Origin of the sequence: Nostoc sp. UIC 10607, assembly GCF_047228265.1 — a bacterium.
Classification (GTDB): Bacteria; Cyanobacteriota; Cyanobacteriia; order Cyanobacteriales; family Nostocaceae; genus Nostoc; species Nostoc foliaceum_A.
The window spans coordinates 1-17,591 of sequence record NZ_JBIQNW010000032.1 but is presented as its reverse complement, the minus strand read 5'-3'; the positions used below and the strand labels follow the sequence as shown (position 1 = coordinate 17,591).

The window sequence follows — 17,591 nt, the reverse complement described above, 5'->3', positions numbered from 1 at the left end:
AGAAAAAATCTGCTTGTATTTCTAGGTAATTAATGGGGTAGTCAAATACATAAATATTCGTTATATTCCCGTAAGTAACACTTTGTATAAATGTTTATGGGAAGAAGTTGGCGAAGTCTTAAGGCAGTTGCGAGTTTCTTTGGTGCAATTGCACTTACACAGTTCGGGGTAAATACTTCGGCCATTGCGGCTGACACAGTTGTTGTGCGTTTGGGTTTATTTACAGAAACCATCTCGCTTGCTGAGTTGCGAAAGGCTGCAAAAACTGGGGAATTGCCTGCGAGTTTGCAGCCTTACGCTAAAGGATTATCTGAACAACAACGCCGCTTCCTCTTGGGAGCGCTGGGTATGAATATACCGATGAATGTTGTCACCATTAATAGGTTAGTTAATACCCAGATTGGTACAAGTATTCTCAATGACCTCGCTACAGCCTTAGCCCGAAAGGACAAAGCTGGGGTACAAGCACTCAGAGGAGGATTGGTATTAGGCTCTACTGCACCAGAAGGTCTTTCTATACTGAGCTTTATCGCCGCTTATCCCAGTAAACGCCTAGAAATTGATTTGCCACAGGCTTTTATAGTTGCAGGGAGTTTGAATACAGCTTTTTGGCGTACCCAGCAATTTATGCTGGCGTTGACGCGTAACGGCTTGTCGTCAGACATCACTTCCCAACTGGACTCCAAAACACCGCAGATTGCTTTCCCTTTTGATCCCAGTCAACCAGGAAGCGCTCAAGTAAAAACACTTAACTTAAGCCTGAATGACCAAAAGCACGACCGTAAAATTCCAGTTGATATTTACTGGTTAACTACTGCAACTGCCAATAAACCCGTAATTGTCTTTTCTCACGGCTTCGGGTCAGTCCGCACGGACTTGCGTTACCTGGCAGAACATTTAGCATCCCACGGTTATGTAGTAGCAGCTTTAGAACATCCCGGTAGTAATGAGGCGAATACTAACTTAGCATTACAAGGTAAAACCAGAGTTGTGAAGCCTCAGGAGTTTTTAAATCGCCCTCAAGATATTAGTTTTGTTCTCGACGAATTAGAAAAACTTAACCAAACAACTAATAATCCCCTTGCTGGGAAACTTGCAACTACAAACGCAATGGTGGTTGGCTATTCTTTTGGTGGTGGTACAGCTTTAACAGTTGCTGGAGCAGAGTTACAACTGGAACAACTCAAACAACGCTGCAAAAAAAACTTGGTTGTCTTGAGTCTGGCAGAAGGTATGCAGTGTATCGCTCAAGAGCTACCTGAAAATAGCTATCAACTGCGGGATACTAGAATCAAACAGGCGATCGCTCTCAATCCTACAACTTCTCTGATTTTTGGCGAAACTGGGTTAACTAAGGTACAAGTTCCTACCCTAGTTTTAGCTGGTTCCGCAGATAAAACTACCCCAGCTTTAACTGAACAGATTGTGGGATTTGACAAAATCCCATCCCCAAAATGGCTAGTTGGTATAGTTGGGGGTACTCATCTAAGTGTAAAAGACCCCAGTACTACTTTGGATCAGGTAGGACAACCGAATACACCAATTAGTGGCGGTGAAGTTGTGGGTGAAGAAGCGGCTGAGGTTCGTAAGTACGTTAAAGCTATAGCCTTGGCCTTTGCTGCACAGATGACTCCAGAAGCTAAAAACTACGCTATCTTTCTGACATCAGATTATGCCCAGTTTGCTTCAACTGCGGCATTTCCATTTCGCCTAATTACGCAGATTCCCCCTGATGCTATGGCAGTGGTGAAAGAATTTGTTGAGAAATAACGGACTTCCAATTCAACAAATATCCAATTTTGTGAGTAGCTTGCCTAAGGGTATGCATAGCGTACACGCAAATCGAAAAAAGCTGGACTTCCCATTCTTCCCTCGTTCCCATGCTTCGCATAGGAATGGCTATTAGAGGCTTTGCTTCAATGCATGTCTGGCTGGAGGCGGAGCCTAGTGAATGCATTCCCCGGTGGGAGCCTGTTAATGAGGAAAGCTTTATCAAACTGTTTTTAGAGCTTGTGTGCACACGGTCGCGTAGGGGTACGGAAAATGGCAGAAGTCGCCGCTTATCCCGCTTCCCCTACGATTAATAGATAATTAGCTTGTTAGATTTAACTAGACTAACTTGATATTAAGTGTATAGTTGCTATTAAATCTCTACTAACTAAATTTTTACAATAAAAATAAATATTTAGACATAAACTTTATAATATGTTTATTAAAAATAATAGAAGCTTGAGAGTGTGAAAAAGTAGGAGCATCTGCTGAATAATACATATGTATTCTAGCTAAAATACCAAAAATAAATGAAGAAAATCGACTTGGTGCGAAAATATGCTTGTGTATTTATTGGCGTTAATTTATTTAAATTCACAAAATATTAAAATATTTTTATTTACTAGAAGCTACAAATTCACCCAGAATACAAAAAATCAAGGCTCATTTTATTCACCTAGATTCACTTAGACAATAATCAGTTTCAGAAACATAATTTTGTAAAAGTAATTTTGCATTCAGATTAAACAATTACTCCATTTCACCCAAGCTCATGGAACTTTATACAACTCTTGAAATAGAACAACTCCAGCAAAACGAAGACCTTCCTTACTTGATTGAAATTATGGAGTGGGTGAAAAATTTTTTAGGAAGACCTCATCCTAATTTAGGAAGACCCGGCGCAGTTTGCCCTTTTGTACCTTACTCCCTCAAGTCAAATAGTATTCGTCTGGCAGTTATTCACACAAAAGATTTGTATCCAGAACAATTAGAAGAGGTTGTTGGACGCTACCGAGATATCTTTCTTAAGATGAAAGTTAAAGAACAGGAATTAGCAATCAATAGAGCTTTTTTACTGATCTTTCCTGACATCCATATAGAAGATGCTCCTAAACTAGTAGATAGTGTCCAACAAAAACTTAAACCTTTGTTTGTTGAGTCAGGACTGATGATCGGAGAATTTCATAAACGTAATGAAAGCCCTGGTCTACACAACCCAAACTTTCGTCCACTTCGTAGCCCTATCCCCTTGTTGGCTATCCGGTTTATGGTTGAAGCTGACCTCCCTTTTCTTCAGAGTCCGGCTGATCCACGCTTACGTATTCGGTATCTGGAAGCTTATTTAAAGTGCTTTGGTCATAAATTTACAGATGAAACAAAGTTTAAAAATGCTCATCAAGCATTAGCTTTAGCGAAAGAAGAACTTACAGCTATTTTCAGGTAAATAGACCACGTTGTAGGGGTACAGCAATGCTTATGCATGTTAATTTAAGCTAAAACTCCTTTAAGAGGATAGCGTAATTTGACTTTGGAGCGATCGCATGGAGTTAGTTTTTGAAAATGACTTAGCTTTTTGATCTACAAAATCACACAATCAGGGTAAGTAAAATGGCGAAAGAAATAGAGCGCAAATATTTAGTGAGAGGAGATAGTTGGAGAGAATTAGCTGAAGGTAGTGTATATCGTCAAGGATACATTGCCACACAAGACAAAGCTACTGTACGTATACGTATAGTAGGAGAAAAAAGTTATTTGACTATTAAAGGCCCTAATATCAAATATTCGAGATTAGAGTTTGAGTATCCTATTCCTGTTAAAGATGCTCAAGAAATACTTGAAACACTATGTGAACGTCCCTTTATAGAAAAAATAAGATATCAAATAGAGTCGGGTGGCTTGATTTGGGAAATAGATGAGTTTGATGGTGTTAATAAAGGATTAATATTAGCAGAAGTTGAACTCAGTGATGAAAATCAAGAAATTGAACTACCAAGTTGGATTGGACAAGAAGTTTCAGATGACTTCAGATATTTCAACAGCAATTTAGTAAAACATCCTTTTTCACAATGGTAATTGCCAAAATATAGGGAACATTCCAATTCATTCAAGCTTAATTAAACTAATTAACTCAGAGGTGCTGGGTGATTTTGCATTGCAAACTAGTTTAAGCTTATAAAATGAATGTAAACATCAATTACTTTTTCTTGTTAATTAATTGTGCCTTGAAGCGTCAGGCATAATTGCCTCCTGAAGATTTACGCCGCTGAGGTTAGCTCCCCTAAGGTCAGCTCCTCTAAGGTTAGCTCCTCTGAGATTCGCCCTTGCCAAATTCGCGCCTCTAAGGTTAGTCCAACTCAAGTCAGCTTGACTCAAATCAGCTTCATTTAGGTTAGCCTGCAACATGTAAGCACCACTTAGGTGAGCCTTGTTTAGATTAGCTTTGTATAAGTCAGTTTTGTAAAGATAAGCCCCCAAAACTTCCGCCTCGTACAAACTCGCCTCGCTGAGGTCAGCCGCAATCAAGTTAGCTTCAATGAGGTTGGCAAAAGATAGATTAGTCCGTATTAGCTTCGCTGCACCTAAATCGGCATCTCTCAAGTTAGCGCCTCTTAAGTCAGTCCCAATTAGATTAGCATGAGCGATCGCAGCGCCTCTAAGATTCGCCTCACTCAAGTCGGCTCCAATCAAATTGGCATGACTCAAATCTGCCTGCGTAAGTATAGCACCACTCAAGTTAGCAACACTGAAGTTAGCATCACTCAAGTTAGCTTCAACGAGGAAGGCTTTGTAGAGGTTGGCACTACTGAGGTCGGCACCACTAAGGTTTGCTCGCACGAGTAAAGCATTACCTAAATCCACCTTGTTCAAGTTTACCCCCTGGAGGTTTGCGCCTCTGAGGTTATCTCCTTGGAGGTTTGCAGCGCTGAGGTCTGGTTCAATCTGGGGATTTTTCTTTCTCCACTCAATCCATGTAACTGCACCTGCTTTCAGTAAAGCTAGATGCTCTCGATTTGCCATTTTCTCTCCTTTACTCCTGACGCATACCCAAAGGATTTGTCCGACCAGCTACACTTTCAATCGCCGTTAATGCTCCCGCCGCACCTGCTAGAATATCTCTTTCATGTCCACCTAAGTAAAGCCGTCCAAAACTACCTACAGCTTGAACCTCAAGAATGTTAATTGATGCCGCTTTCTCAGCTTCATTCGCAGCTAGTGCGGCGTAAGCAGCAGGCTCGACTTCTAATACATACAGCGTTTGCCCTGCTAGTAATAGCTGTCCCCGTCGCGTGCGATTAATAAGTTGTGTTTGGTAAGCATCGATATTGCGGATAATTTGGCTAGAAACAACACGCGGTTTGAGACATTCGTCTTTTCGGACTCCTAATGCAGCCAAAATTGCTTGCCCAGCAGCTCGCGTTTCACCTTGGGAGCTAGAATGAACTTCCAATAGTCCGTACAGTCGTTCAACTACCTGTACTCCCGGACGAACAGAGGCAGCTTTCAGGGCTACATCCGTAATTTTATTAATTTCGATACCAGGAGAGATTTCAATCCACAGTGATGTATCTCCTGGTAATGGTAAGAAGCCTTGGGCTACTGTTCCCATATATGCTGCATGTTGAGGTTGCAGGCTGTCGAGAAATACGAAACTGCGTAGTTCTATTCCCAAGATTTTGCTCTCCAGTCATAAGGGTAAAAGTTATCTATTGCAAGATATGAGCGCCTAACTTGGGGTATTTTAGCCACAAGTGAAGGATGGAAAAACACAAAGTAGAACAATTTTGCTGTCGATAAATTTTACACCTGAGAAGTATTCTGGCAGTAAAAACCGCCTTGACAATTGTACAAGCTTTATTACACACAAATCGCTGCCTGCAATGGCTAACTGGTCTTGATTTACTGATAAATTTGATGTTTCAAAAAAACTCTTTAGCCAAATTGAAGCGGGGAAAGTTCAGTGAACTTTCCCCGCTATCTTCAAAATGCTGCTAAAATCGCAGCCAATCAACTAGTACTTTATGCTTGGTTCGTAGTCAGCGCTTTAGCGCTCAAGACAAGGACTAAAGTCCTGACTACGAACTTATTCACTCATAAAAGTTGGTGTGGTGGACTATTAGATTTGTTTTTCTATATAAACGCAGAAAAACAAATCTATTAGTTTATCCTGCGTTTGTGAGTACCCAAGTGGAGTAAGCATCCTCGACAAATCTGCTTTGATGACGAGTTCCTTTATGTTTGCTCACTCTGACTTTGAGGGTGGTTATGTAAACTCCATCCATTACTTGATGTCCATAACCACAAACTTGACCAACTTGCCCTGTTATTTGATGCAAAGCATAATCTCCGATATTCAGCATAATTCTGACTGCCTAATTAACTAGATTGAGTAGTTTGTGTTTGACTGTTTGGGCACGGCAAAATCGCTCTGATGATATTAGTTCCGCGCTCAAAGCTGGAAAAATTAAGCTGCAATCCGGGGTCGGGCATTAGGTGCAGTTGGAGCCAGCAGACGAGTGTAAAGTTGAGTCAGTCGGAATGCTACACTATACCAACTAAAGGCAATTTCTGTCCGTTGTCGAGCCGCTTCACCTAACTGGTCTCGCCAAGCTGGGTTGATGAGAATGCGGTCTATGGCAGCAGCAAAAGCTACTTCATCTTTGGGGGGCGCAAGTAACCCTGTGACTTCTGGTACAACAGTAAACTGTAGCCCACCAACATTACTAGCTACGACAGGAGTCTTACTAGCCATTGCCTCAATGGCAACTAAACCAAAAGGTTCATAGTGACTAGGCACTACGCAGACATCAGCGGCGGCGTAGTAGAAGGGGAGGACAGTTTCATCTAAGCGACCAGCAAAGGTTGTACAATTTTCTAATCCGAGTTCAGTAACAATGCTAGCAATGCGATCGCGTTCTATTCCATCACTCTGACCTGGACGGCTACCACCCCCAATCACTAGCTGGAGATTAGCTTCACCTCTTAAACTAGATTTGGCAATAGCTCGTACCAAGGTTTCAATACCTTTGCGGCGGTCAAAGCGACCAACGTAGAGAACCATTTTGGCATCTGGTGCAATTCCCAGCTTTTCCCGCGCCGCAGACCGCTGAATTTCTCCAAATTTATCAGTATCGGTGCCACAGGGAATCATTTCAATGTTTCCTTTACTGGAAACGAGTACCCGCATATGTTTTTGCTCTTGCGGACTAGTTGCAACCACACAGTCTACAGTTTCCAAGCAGGCTTTTTCTACAGCTAATCGCTGGGTAGCAATTACGGGAACATCACCAATACTTCTGTATTTAACCGCTCCTAAAGAGTGGTAAGTATGTACCTGAATCAGTGGTTGCTGCTTTTTCAATTCCATGCCGACCCAAGATGATAACCAGTAGTTGGTATGAATTAAGGAGTAATGAAACCCTTGGCGCAACTGGAATCGCTGGAATTCTTCGATGAATTCAGGTAAATGGTCGAACAAGTTATCTCGCCCAATAAACTTAGCTGGACCCGCTTTTAACCGAATAGTACGACAGTTTGGGCTATGTTGAATGTAGGTAGCTTGTTCAGGACTACTACGACGAGTGAACATATCCACTTGCCAACCAAGCTTTGCTAAGGCATAACCTACTTGACGCACATAGACATTTTGACCTCCAGCCTCTTCTTGACCAATTTCAACCGCCGGGTCACCATCAACAGAAATTAGGGCAATGCGATGTTTCTTATTCTGGAACATAGCTGATTTTCACCTCAAGGCAAATAATCCTGCCTCAAACGCCAGAAATCAAGATAATATTATCCTCTCTTTCAACGTCAAGGGCAGGCACAACAAACCGCAAAGTTACCAGCCAAAGGACACTGACGAGAACATGGCATTACTTGTTAAGAATGCTGCTCGTTCAGTCTCTTCTCAATGCCGACGAAGTTAGCTGACGGGCTAGGACTGAGAGATGTCCTTCTTAAGAAAGTTATGAGTTAGAAGTTATGAATTTATTAACTGCTAACTTTCTTCAAAATACGCCCCAAACTTGGTTCCTCCGCTCCGGTTTACCCTTACTCACAAAACTTTTCAGGGAATATAGTGGATTAGGCAGACTGATTTATTTTTCTTCAAGGTTTATAACCTGTCATCATCAACCATGTCAAGAGTATGAACAAAAAAAGTGTGATTGAAATCACCTAAAGGCGCTTTGCATCTAGCTTTGACGAATCAGACTTTAGAGGAAACTTGGAGCTTTTAATATGCTCTCAACAAGAAGCTTACTGATGTTGACCACTACATTTTATTTAGCTTCTGGCAATTAAATATTTTTCATATTTTTAAGTGTATAAATATACTAACTACGAGCTTGATTGAATTTAATATATTTTTTTAGTTGTCTTAAATATTACTCTGGCTAAAGAAATTGCCAAAGTCTAAAAGAGTCCATTAGAAGTTTTACGCCAATTCAATTTCACTATTGAACTACATTATTTCCTACTCCCACACCCTTTCATAAATGCTTTGAGAGCCAACTGCATTTGGTATATTACGAAGGCAAGCATCTCAGTTATCCAAAAAAACCTTTTAAAGAATCCGAAAAGCAGCAGCTTCAATTTGGAGGTAAAGTATACACCTACCAAAATGAGATACACTCATTGCTAAGTCATGGTAAATACAAATATCAAGCTGAGATTTAAACCTGTTTCTCACAGTTGGGTTGCTCTGCATCCACAGCCTAAAGGAGTAATTCAATTTATTGCAGGGGCTTTTTTTGGTACATTTGGCCCCATGCTTTTTTATCGCTATCTGCTTCAATGCCTATTTGAGCAGGGATATACAATTATTCTTCTGCCATTTAATTTTAGTTTTAACCATTATGTAGAAGCTGGTTTTCTCATGAGAGAGCAGTATGAAATTCTACCAGAGCTTGTGAGGATGGCAAGTGTTGAGGGATATGATTATGAAGCCTATCTAGATGATAAAAACTTTTCTTGGATTGGACATAGCCTTGGCTGTAAATATATCTCCCTGTTAGAAGGATTTACTGCTTTACCTCCAGAGCCTCAAGATAGAGAAAAGTTTATTCGCAACCTGCTATCTCATACTTCGGATGAGTCACAGATAAAAAGTGTCATTGCAGATATTAACATTCTCTTTGATGAGCTTAAACAAAAAATTGTAGAAGTTCGGAAACTAATTTACACTTACGTAGGCCAGGAAATAAAAATTAACAGTGTCTTCATTAAGGGGCAGGTTTCTATCCTATTAGCACCTGCTATTGCTGACACCGGCAGCGCAATTCGTCCTCAATTTTTAGCGGATATAATCGATAATCTTGGTTGGGGTGTGAAACCAACCGTTGAAGAAACCCATAACTTAATCAAGGATAGTAAGCTCTTTAATATCATGGGTTTAGTTTGTTTTAAGTCAGACAATATTGCCAAATTAACCTGTGAATGGTTTACTAATATTCTAAAAAAACCACCCCAAGAATTTCTACAAACTTTAGAGGGTGGACATTTAAAACCTTTAGGAATTCAACTAGGCAAGTATGTGATTAATCTTTTTGATAAACCTTTAATTGAATCAGTTCAAGAGCGAAATAGAGGCTTTGAGCATCATGTAATTCAATTGTTTGAGAAACTGAAATAAAAATCAACAAAAGTTGCTGAAAGTCCAAAAATCAGAAGTTATTAACCAATATTCCCGACTTGTTAAAAAAGTCGGGAATCTGAGCCTTTCATAACAATCCCAACTCTTCTGGAAAGCCCAGCATGATGTTTAAGTTTTGGATTGCGGCTCCCGATGCACCTTTGCCCAAGTTATCAAGACGAGCAACTAGCAACGCTTCTTTGGTAGTGTCATTTGTGAATACAAAAACCTGAACAATATTAGTGCCGTTCACTGCAATCGCATCCAAAAATATTCCGTCTCGTAGCAGAGTAGAATCTTGGTATGGAGCTACCTGCACAAATTTTTCACCTTGGTAGTAATCAGCGATCGCTTCATAGATTACCTCACCTGATGGTGGATTATCCAAAGTTCCTAACGGCAAAGGCACCTGAACTAGCATCCCTTGCTCAAAATCCCCTACCGCTGGTACGAATAGCGGCGGCGATGCTAACTCTGAGTAATAATGCATTTCCTTGACATGCTTATGTCCAAACTGCAAACCATAGATGCCATAGGGATAAAGCGACTCTGCTCCAGTTTCCTGTTCGTGGAAGGTATGGTATTGTTTAATGAGATTTTTTCCGCCACCAGAGTAGCCTGACACTGCGTTAACGGTGATGGGAAAATTATTCTTTAAAATTCCCTTGGCAATCAACGGACGAATACAGGCTAAAAATCCTGTGGGATAACATCCTGGATTGCTGACAAACTGGGCGCTGGCGATTTTCTCTCGCTGTCCTGGATTTAGTTCAGGAAAACCATATACCCAGTTCTTAGCCGTGCGATGGGCACTACTAGCATCAAGGATCTTAACCGTAGTACTACTTACTAAGCTAACAGCTTCGCGGGCTGCATCATCAGGTAGGCAGAGAATAACAACATCGACAGCATTGATTAATTTAGCTCGCTCACTTGCATCCTTACGTTTAGAGGCCTCAATGCTAACTAACTCGATATCATCCCGTTGATTGAGACGTGAGTAAATTTGTAAGCCTGTGGTTCCTGATTCGCCATCAATGAAAATCTTCGGTTTAGTAATCATGCGTTCAGCATCCTGAGATGTCAGTAGTGTATTAAAACAGCTGTCAGTTATCAAAGTTAAAGATAGGACTTTACACCCCAAATCAAACTTACCACGCAATAGTTGTGCCTTTTAAGGGGGTTGAGGGATCTCTTGTGTGTAAGTTCTAATTAGATAATTACCTACTGAAAAACTCCGCAGACTTGGCAGTAATGAGTCACGCTTTCTTTCCATACCTGGGTTTTACACTAGTATTTTATCGCTTTCAACCTTTTGCGATCGCCTGCATGAGTGCCGCTTCAACATCAAACCTACTTGGCGTATTCTCAATCTTGACAAGCAGATGATTTACCAAAAGCCATTATTATTCAAGGCTTTCAGCTTAACAAGTGTGCGATTCGACGCTTTGATGATCTGTTTTCAAATTCTACTTTGTCCTCTCCCTACTGCTAAATACGCCCGGACAATACAGGCTATTGCTCTAGCAATACTTTACTCTCCCAAGCTATCAGTAGAATCGCGGTTTACAGTATTTGTTTTAAGTTGCTAGAGCATAAATTGCCAAAAAGATGCAGATGCATAATTTGGGATTTTTTACAAAAATATTCTCCAATGATAATTTAAGTGCGCCATCTGGGAACAATTTATGAAGCTCAGGTTTTGTTCGCTACTTACCACTTAAGTAAGTGCCTGAAAAAAGAACATAAACCTGTTTAAAATGCTGTCCAAATTTCCCCAATAGATAGAGGAATAAATCATCAGTGAGTCAAAAAATAGAGCTGCTGCCATCAATGTTGGCAACTGTGTCTCCTCCTTACTTAACTTAGCAACTTAGCGCAAGGAGTTTAATTTTAACAACACTAAGGTTAGTAATGATTTGTCAGATGCTAGCTGGGCAAAGGCGAGCAATAATTGTATAAACTCCTTGCTACTGAAGAAGTCCATTCGTTTCTAGCAACTATATACCTTGTTTGAGTAATAACTGGAGAGATGTTATCTCTAGCAACGTAACACTCAACTTAGAGCTAAAGCTAAAAGTTGAAAACTCTGCAAATCTGAGGGTATGGGTGGTAATAAGCGCTATTTTCTATTACTGTGCCCAGCTATCGCTCAATCAAGGTTTATTACGACTTTAGGGAAGCACGATTCCGGCAGAACCTGACTAAGAAGGGCAATAAATAACAGAGATATTTCTCGCTCGTCAGACTGAGGGATTGATTACTCATAGCGTTATTTTTCAAATTTTTAATTATCTGAATGCGGCTTGAACAAAGCCGAATTTTGATATGCAAAAAAGTAATTATCTACACTTGCGATATCTATAAAAATGCTTAATTCTGAAGTTCAAAAAGACCTTCGTCATAACTTGACTGTCAATGTTGCCGAAAGTGCATTTTTTGGTTTGGCAACTGGATTTGCTTCCTATATCACGATTATTCCTCTATTTGTTAGCGGTTTTACCAATTCTTCATCGCTTATTGGTCTGATCCCAGCTATTCCGCGTTTAGGTTGGCAACTACCTCAGCTATTGACGGCTGATAAAATAGCTCGGCTACAGTATTACAAACCAACTGTAATGTGGTTGACAATTCACCAAAAACTTCCTTTTTTTGGATTAGCACTGGTCGCTTTATTACAGCCACAACTCAATAGCCAAACTATCTTACATCTGACATTTGCCATACTCATTTGGCAGGGACTAGGCAGCGGATTTAGTGCTACTGCTTGGCAAAGCATGGTTGCTAAAATTATTCCTTCTGGAAGGCTTGGCATTTTTTATGGTGCCTTGGCGGCGGCTGCTAATCTAATGAGTATTTTTGGTGCTCTGATAGCTGGTTTACTGCTCAAGGAAATTGCCCAGCCATTTAACTTTGCTCTCTGTTTTTTGTGTGCTAGCGTTGCGATGGCTCTATCTTGGTTTTTTATGTCTAGGACGCGGGAGCCAGTAAGTAATCCATTATTTACCTTTGAAACTAGACGTGAATTTTGGGACAGTCTAAGTGTGATTCTCCGGTGCGATAAGAATTTCCGTTGCTTTGTGATCACACGTATGCTTTCACAATTAGCACTAATGCCACTTCCCTTCTATACACTCTATGCCGTACATCAACATTGGATGGGAGAAGCATCTATTGGGATAATTACTGGTGTGCTGATGGTAACGCAAACTATTGCTGGATTGGTTTTGGGTTGGGTAGGCGATCGCTGGGGTCACAAGTTGGTCTTGGAGACTGGTTCTGTTGTTTGTGCGTTTAGTTCGGTTTTAGCTGGGCTAGCAACAAATGTAAACTGTTTTTACTTGGTGTTTATAGGAGCAGGGATAGGTATGATCGCTCTGCAAAATATTGCTGCGGTAATGACCTTAGAGTTTGGTAACCAGCGCGAACGACCAGCCTATATTGGTCTTGGCAATACCCTTGTTGCCCCTGCCACGCTTCTTGCTCCCCTATTAGGTGGATGGATAGTTGACAATATTGACTATAGAACTGCCTTCTTGGTGGCAGCTATAGGTGGATTAGTTACAGCACTGGTTTTGCACGTAGGAGTACGCGATCCACGTTATCTGGAACAAAATTATAGTAACCATTCAGTTAAAGTCTGACCTGAGCAGTAAGCATCTACTCCTCCCAAGCGAGAGTGCGTTTCACTGCTTTTTGCCAAGTAGCAAAGTTGGACAATGGATTATCGCTCCTTGGCTCAAACACACGCTCAATCTGCCGTTGCTGCACCAGTGCTTCATAACTCTCCCAAAATCCTACAGCTAAACCTGCTGCAAATGCTGCACCCTGGACGGTCGTATCGCGCATTACGTTTCGTTCAACTGCAATACCTAATACATCAGCTTGGAACTGCATCAGAAAATTATTCTCGCAAGCTCCACCATCTACGGTTAATCGCCCAACTGGAGTACTGCTAGATGCATTAATTGCTTGCACCACCTCCAGAACTTGATAAGCGATCGCTTCCAACACGGCGCGTACTAGATGCTCTGGTTGTACACTGGCGGTAATGCCGAAAAAGGCTCCCCTAGCACTCATATCCCAGTAGGGTGCGCCCAGTCCACTAAATGCAGGCACAAAATATACTCCGCCATTATCTGTTACCTGATTTGCCATAGTTTCAGTTTCAGCAGCAGTTTTAATCAGCTTGAGGCGATCGCGCAACCATTGAATACAAGCTCCACTAGTAAACATACTACCTTCTAGGGCATAGCCGACATTTAAAGTCCCTCTTGGATTTGCTTGTGTCCATGCCACTGTAGAAATAAGTTGATGGTGTGAGCGCACAATTTGATCGCCTGTGTGAGCAACCAAAAAGCTACCAGTGCCGTAAGTACATTTCATCAAACCGGGGCGATCGCAGCCATGACCAAATAGAGCAGCTTGCTGATCTCCCAAGATCGCAGTAATAGGAATTTCAGCGCCCAACAAAGTAGCATCAGTAACTCCAAATAGTCCTAAACTAGGCTGAATCTGGGGCAAAATATGCGCCGGAATCTGAAATAGTTCTAGTAAATTCTCATCCCACTCACAGGTTTTGAGATTCATCAACATTGTCCGGCTGGCGTTGCTGTGGTCAGTAGCATGGACTTTCCCGCCTGTGAGGTTCCACAACACCCAGGTATCAATAGTGCCTGCTAAGACATTGTTTAGGTCAACATCTGTAAACTTGTCTAATAGCCACCTGAACTTAGTAGCAGAAAAGTAGGCATCGATGATTAATCCGGTGCGATCGTAAATTTCATGAGCATAACCTTGCTCTTGTAATTGGTGGCAAAGGGAAGCAGTGCGGCGATCTTGCCAGACGATCGCTTTATGAAGTGGCTTCCCAGTAGTTTTGTCCCAAATCAAACAGGTTTCACGCTGCACAGTCAGTCCCAGTGCTGCGATCGCTGATGCAGCAATCTGGGCATTTTCGATTGCGGTTTGCATTACCCAACAAGTATCCTGCCAGATTTGTTGAGGGTCATGTTCTAACCATCCGGGCTGAGGATAATACTGAGTTAGTTCTTTATATGCCTGCCCAACAATCTTACCGTCTGCGTTAAACACAAAGGCGCGGTTGCCTGTTGTACCTAAGTCCAGTGCTAAGATGTAGCCCGATGATGGAGTTGTGTTACCAAGTGTGTGCATAGCTACTTTGACATGCTGCAATCGCGATTTTAGCAATACATGTCAAATTAGATATACATTATTTTGAGTACATTTTTGAATGCTGCGATGCCTACGGCGGGTTACACCTACGCATAGCCTTTTTGCAGGATAACAATGATGTTACATTTCCTTATAGCTATTCCATAAGTAATTAATCAAAATCTCTCAATATCATGTGTTTTTTTAAGTCAAAACTGATTATCCCTTCTTCTTGTAATTTGCCGATCAATCGTGTAATTGTTACCCTGGTAGTGCAGCAGGCGCTAGCAATATCCTCGTGAGTAAAGCGAACACTTAAGCGAGTCCCCCCCGGCACAGTTTCACCAACTTCCTGTTTCAAAAGTTGTAATAAATGGTGCAAGCGCTCTTGTACCCGTCGTCTTCCACATATTACTAAAAAAGATTCTGTTTGCCGTAAGCGCTGATTAATTTTTGGTAAAAGGATATGGCTCAAGTTGGGGGAAGCTGTTATCTCTGCTGCATAAATTGACACCAGTTCAACATCAGAAAGAGCTGTTGCTTGGTAAATGTTTAAAGATGTTAAACTAGAGCCAAAAACCATTCCGACTGTTGCCAATCCTATTAACACTTCTTCACCTGTTTCACAGTAGGTACTAAGTTTGACTAAACCTTGACAAACATACAAAATTACTAATGGATTAAGGGGAATAGTTTCTCCTTTAGAATATTTATGCACGGGACGATCATAGAAGAGGTCGCTATCATTTTTGACTAGCGTTGATTCTGCTCGCTTCCGTTCAGTAATATTACGTAACACCCAGCGTAGAGACGTTGCCTTACCCTGCGGATTACGGGCAACTGCCACTGTCAAAGCTGCATCAAATAATTCACCATGACGTTGTTGCAAGCGGATCAATAGCTCTCTAATTATGTCTGATTGCGATAGTTGGATAAGTTCGTTGCGAAGGTGCTGACGTTCTTCTAAGGAGACGAAGTTAATCATCGGTTTACCCACCAAAAATTGCTTTGAAACATTGAGCAATTTAGCTGCGGTATGGTTAGCTTCTTCGATGATTCCTTCTGTATTAGTCACTAAATAGGCATCAGGCGCAAACTCGAATAATTCTTGATAGTGTTGGCGTTCTGTTTCTAAGGAATTCCGTGTTTGTATTAGTTCCTCATTTTGCTGAGAGAGTTCCTCTGCTGCTAACTGCACTACCTTTGAGGTGTTATAGAGTTCTTTAAAAGCTTGCGGCAGCAGATCCGGTGAAATCCAAGGTAATACACTAGCAGTTTGGTATAAATCTGCTAAACGATTGTGCAATATTTCTGAGCGTTGGATAAATTGTTCTATGTTCACCTTAAATTCCCGCTACTTAATTGCAGAGTCTAAGCAAAAAATCCACTAGGTAAATTCTTGGAAACATCGCAGCATTGCTTGTATTGCTGACTTATCAATTTAATTAGTTATAAACTGCAATTATTATTCAATAAAATCTATAAGAGTAGATTTATTCTAGGTTTTCGATAATTTATATCCTATAGGGCGACACGTGGTCTAGTTTTGAAAATGACACTTATTACATTTAACCTAGATGCTCAAAGCAGATAGAATCTGGGGAATTTAGAGACTGTCCATTGATAACTTTTGCACTTAGACGCTTTTTTACAATCAGGTTACGGCATTTTCCTAAGTATTACTTCTACCTATAGTAGGAAGACTTGTTAAACTCAGCTAAATACGAATGCAAAATTAGCTGACCTTAGATTATGCCAATTTGTAACTAAACTTATAACTTAGTCACAATTATGACTAGTAGAGAAATTAGATAAAACAGCACGGTCAGAAAACCCTGGATCTAAAGTTTAAGTTCCCATTCGTGTTTAACCCACTTTGTCATTCTCCCAATGAATGATTTAGTGCTAATAATAATTGTTTGCATGATTACTAAGAATAACTGATAATCTTTTACCGAACGTCCATCACAAGCATCAAGGCACTACGACCAAAGACATATAAGCTAAGTTAAGTTTATTTGTGATTGTGAATACGTTATTTTTTAACAAAAAGATTCCCGACTTATTGAAAAAATCGGGAATCTGAGCTTTTCAAGCTTTACAAATCCATTAAGGAACTATCTGGTACAAGCAAGAGTAAGACTAATGGATATTAATAAGTTAAAAACATTTGTATAGAATATCACATAAGAACTTAACAATTATCCGTCTCTTTAGTTAGAGGATAAATCAAGCAGTAAGCTGTTGTAATTTAAAAATGCGTAACAGCTTATCAACGCGCAAGTTATAAGGAGTGATAGGTGAGGTGTAAATATTATAAAATCTCATCTCGTCACTCCTTTTTACTTACTTCAGTTTACAGCGCTTTTCAAGTAATTAACGGATGCCATCATGATCAATAGCGCTGTAACTGTCGCTGGGAAAAAGCCCCAACCAAGGGTCAGAACTAGGAGTTAAAAATAGTTGGGCGTATACTTGTTCATTGAGCGCTTCTACACTGCTTGTTTGCTTACCCTGCGTGAACCATTGATGAATTTGGCTGTGCAACATATATTCATTTCTGACAGTATCTAAAGCCATTGTGGCTTCAAATTTTTTCACTATTATCGGCAAATTATTTTCTTGAGTGTTAGCAGGCTGAGACTTTTTAGCTCTGATTAGAGAAATGCTATTCTGATCTAGCTTGGCATCGGCAGCATAGAGTTGAGCGATTTTGTTCCAGACTTCTTGATCGGTTATTTCAACTAAAGCGTTCTGATTTTGTTCAGCATCAGACTGGAAAGCATTCAGCATTGGCCTTTCAACTACCATCTTAGAAACTGCCAGAGAACTTGCTATTTCTGCTGTAGGTGGCTGACTGGGATTACTTGGAGATTGCAGCAACTTAGGGGGAGACTGGATACCCAGGCGGGATAAATCTGCAACCCATTGGGCTTGGAGTGCGATTCGTTCACTCGAAATGAATAGAAATATTCAGGGATGAGTGACATTTGAGAGATAACCCTTAATGGGT

At 40.8% G+C, this 17,591-nt stretch carries 12 protein-coding genes, 1 pseudogene and 1 riboswitch; of the genes and pseudogenes, 5 read left to right on the top strand and 8 right to left on the bottom strand.

What is annotated here, in order from left to right; translation table 11 throughout:
• Window positions 1-96: 96 nt before the first annotated feature.
• The 3 genes from ACEYW6_RS22975 (at window position 97) to ACEYW6_RS22965 (ending at window position 3,843) form a co-directional block, all read left to right on the top strand.
• Complete coding sequence (locus ACEYW6_RS22975) at window positions 97-1,770, top strand: alpha/beta hydrolase (protein ID WP_412981579.1); 1,674 nt, start codon at window positions 97-99, stop codon at window positions 1,768-1,770.
• 772 nt (window positions 1,771-2,542) lie between these two features.
• Complete coding sequence (locus ACEYW6_RS22970) at window positions 2,543-3,214, top strand: DUF6875 domain-containing protein (RefSeq protein WP_412981578.1); 672 nt, start codon at window positions 2,543-2,545, stop codon at window positions 3,212-3,214.
• Window positions 3,215-3,378: 164 nt separating this feature from the next.
• Window positions 3,379-3,843: a CYTH domain-containing protein gene (locus ACEYW6_RS22965; protein WP_412981577.1), complete on the top strand. Its 465-nt coding sequence runs from the start codon at window positions 3,379-3,381 to the stop codon at window positions 3,841-3,843.
• Between the two features lie 138 nt (window positions 3,844-3,981).
• Here the strand turns inward: ACEYW6_RS22965 and ACEYW6_RS22960 are convergent, their stop codons facing one another.
• The 4 genes from ACEYW6_RS22960 to ACEYW6_RS22945 form a co-directional block, all read right to left on the bottom strand.
• Window positions 3,982-4,788, bottom strand: a complete 807-nt coding sequence (locus tag ACEYW6_RS22960) for a pentapeptide repeat-containing protein (protein ID WP_412981576.1) — start codon at window positions 4,786-4,788, stop codon at window positions 3,982-3,984.
• 10 nt (window positions 4,789-4,798) lie between these two features.
• Window positions 4,799-5,440, bottom strand: coding sequence for a hypothetical protein (locus ACEYW6_RS22955; protein ID WP_190889791.1), 642 nt, complete (start codon window positions 5,438-5,440; stop codon window positions 4,799-4,801).
• Between the two features lie 490 nt (window positions 5,441-5,930).
• Window positions 5,931-6,128 carry a hypothetical protein gene (locus ACEYW6_RS22950; protein WP_196512566.1) on the bottom strand — a complete coding sequence of 66 codons (198 nt, stop codon included), beginning with the start codon at window positions 6,126-6,128 and terminating at the stop codon, window positions 5,931-5,933.
• Window positions 6,129-6,232: 104 nt separating this feature from the next.
• Window positions 6,233-7,504, bottom strand: a complete 1,272-nt coding sequence (locus ACEYW6_RS22945; protein ID WP_412981575.1) for a glycosyltransferase — start codon at window positions 7,502-7,504, stop codon at window positions 6,233-6,235.
• Window positions 7,505-7,667: 163 nt separating this feature from the next.
• Window positions 7,668-7,871, bottom strand: a riboswitch (cyclic di-AMP (ydaO/yuaA leader).
• A 545-nt stretch (window positions 7,872-8,416) separates the two neighbouring features.
• Between ACEYW6_RS22945 and ACEYW6_RS22940 the strand changes: the two genes are divergently transcribed.
• Window positions 8,417-9,403 carry a DUF1350 family protein gene (locus ACEYW6_RS22940; protein WP_412981574.1) on the top strand — a complete coding sequence of 329 codons (987 nt, stop codon included), beginning with the start codon at window positions 8,417-8,419 and terminating at the stop codon, window positions 9,401-9,403.
• 88 nt (window positions 9,404-9,491) lie between these two features.
• Here the strand turns inward: ACEYW6_RS22940 and argC are convergent, their stop codons facing one another.
• Complete coding sequence (gene argC / locus ACEYW6_RS22935) at window positions 9,492-10,463, bottom strand: N-acetyl-gamma-glutamyl-phosphate reductase (RefSeq protein WP_412981616.1); 972 nt, start codon at window positions 10,461-10,463, stop codon at window positions 9,492-9,494.
• 1,309 nt (window positions 10,464-11,772) lie between these two features.
• Here argC and ACEYW6_RS22930 point away from each other — a divergent pair.
• Window positions 11,773-13,047, top strand: coding sequence for an MFS transporter (locus ACEYW6_RS22930; protein WP_412981573.1), 1,275 nt, complete (start codon window positions 11,773-11,775; stop codon window positions 13,045-13,047).
• A gap of 16 nt (window positions 13,048-13,063) precedes the next feature.
• Here the strand turns inward: ACEYW6_RS22930 and glpK are convergent, their stop codons facing one another.
• The 3 genes and pseudogenes from glpK to ACEYW6_RS22915 form a co-directional block, all read right to left on the bottom strand.
• Window positions 13,064-14,578 carry a glycerol kinase GlpK gene (gene glpK / locus ACEYW6_RS22925; RefSeq protein ID WP_412981572.1) on the bottom strand — a complete coding sequence of 505 codons (1,515 nt, stop codon included), beginning with the start codon at window positions 14,576-14,578 and terminating at the stop codon, window positions 13,064-13,066.
• 172 nt (window positions 14,579-14,750) lie between these two features.
• On the bottom strand, window positions 14,751-15,920 hold the full coding sequence (locus ACEYW6_RS22920) for a PAS domain S-box protein (RefSeq protein ID WP_412981571.1): 1,170 nt from the start codon (window positions 15,918-15,920) through the stop codon (window positions 14,751-14,753).
• Between the two features lie 1,034 nt (window positions 15,921-16,954).
• Window positions 16,955-17,521: pseudogene (locus tag ACEYW6_RS22915) on the bottom strand (hypothetical protein); the annotation flags it as partial.
• Between the last annotated feature and the right edge of the window lie 70 nt (window positions 17,522-17,591).

Excerpts from the sequence above, each read along its gene's own strand:
- ACEYW6_RS22960 (WP_412981576.1), bottom strand. The coding sequence starts at position 4,788 with ATGGCAAATCGAGAGCATCTAGCTTTACTGAAAGCAGGTGCAGTTACA.
- ACEYW6_RS22975 (WP_412981579.1), top strand. The coding sequence starts at position 97 with ATGGGAAGAAGTTGGCGAAGTCTTAAGGCAGTTGCGAGTTTCTTTGGT.
- ACEYW6_RS22965 (WP_412981577.1), top strand. The coding sequence starts at position 3,379 with ATGGCGAAAGAAATAGAGCGCAAATATTTAGTGAGAGGAGATAGTTGG.
- ACEYW6_RS22970 (WP_412981578.1), top strand. The coding sequence starts at position 2,543 with ATGGAACTTTATACAACTCTTGAAATAGAACAACTCCAGCAAAACGAA.
- ACEYW6_RS22945 (WP_412981575.1), bottom strand. The coding sequence starts at position 7,504 with ATGTTCCAGAATAAGAAACATCGCATTGCCCTAATTTCTGTTGATGGT.
- ACEYW6_RS22940 (WP_412981574.1), top strand. The coding sequence starts at position 8,417 with ATGGTAAATACAAATATCAAGCTGAGATTTAAACCTGTTTCTCACAGT.
- ACEYW6_RS22950 (WP_196512566.1), bottom strand. The coding sequence starts at position 6,128 with ATGCTGAATATCGGAGATTATGCTTTGCATCAAATAACAGGGCAAGTT.
- glpK (WP_412981572.1), bottom strand. The coding sequence starts at position 14,578 with ATGCACACACTTGGTAACACAACTCCATCATCGGGCTACATCTTAGCA.
- ACEYW6_RS22930 (WP_412981573.1), top strand. The coding sequence starts at position 11,773 with ATGCTTAATTCTGAAGTTCAAAAAGACCTTCGTCATAACTTGACTGTC.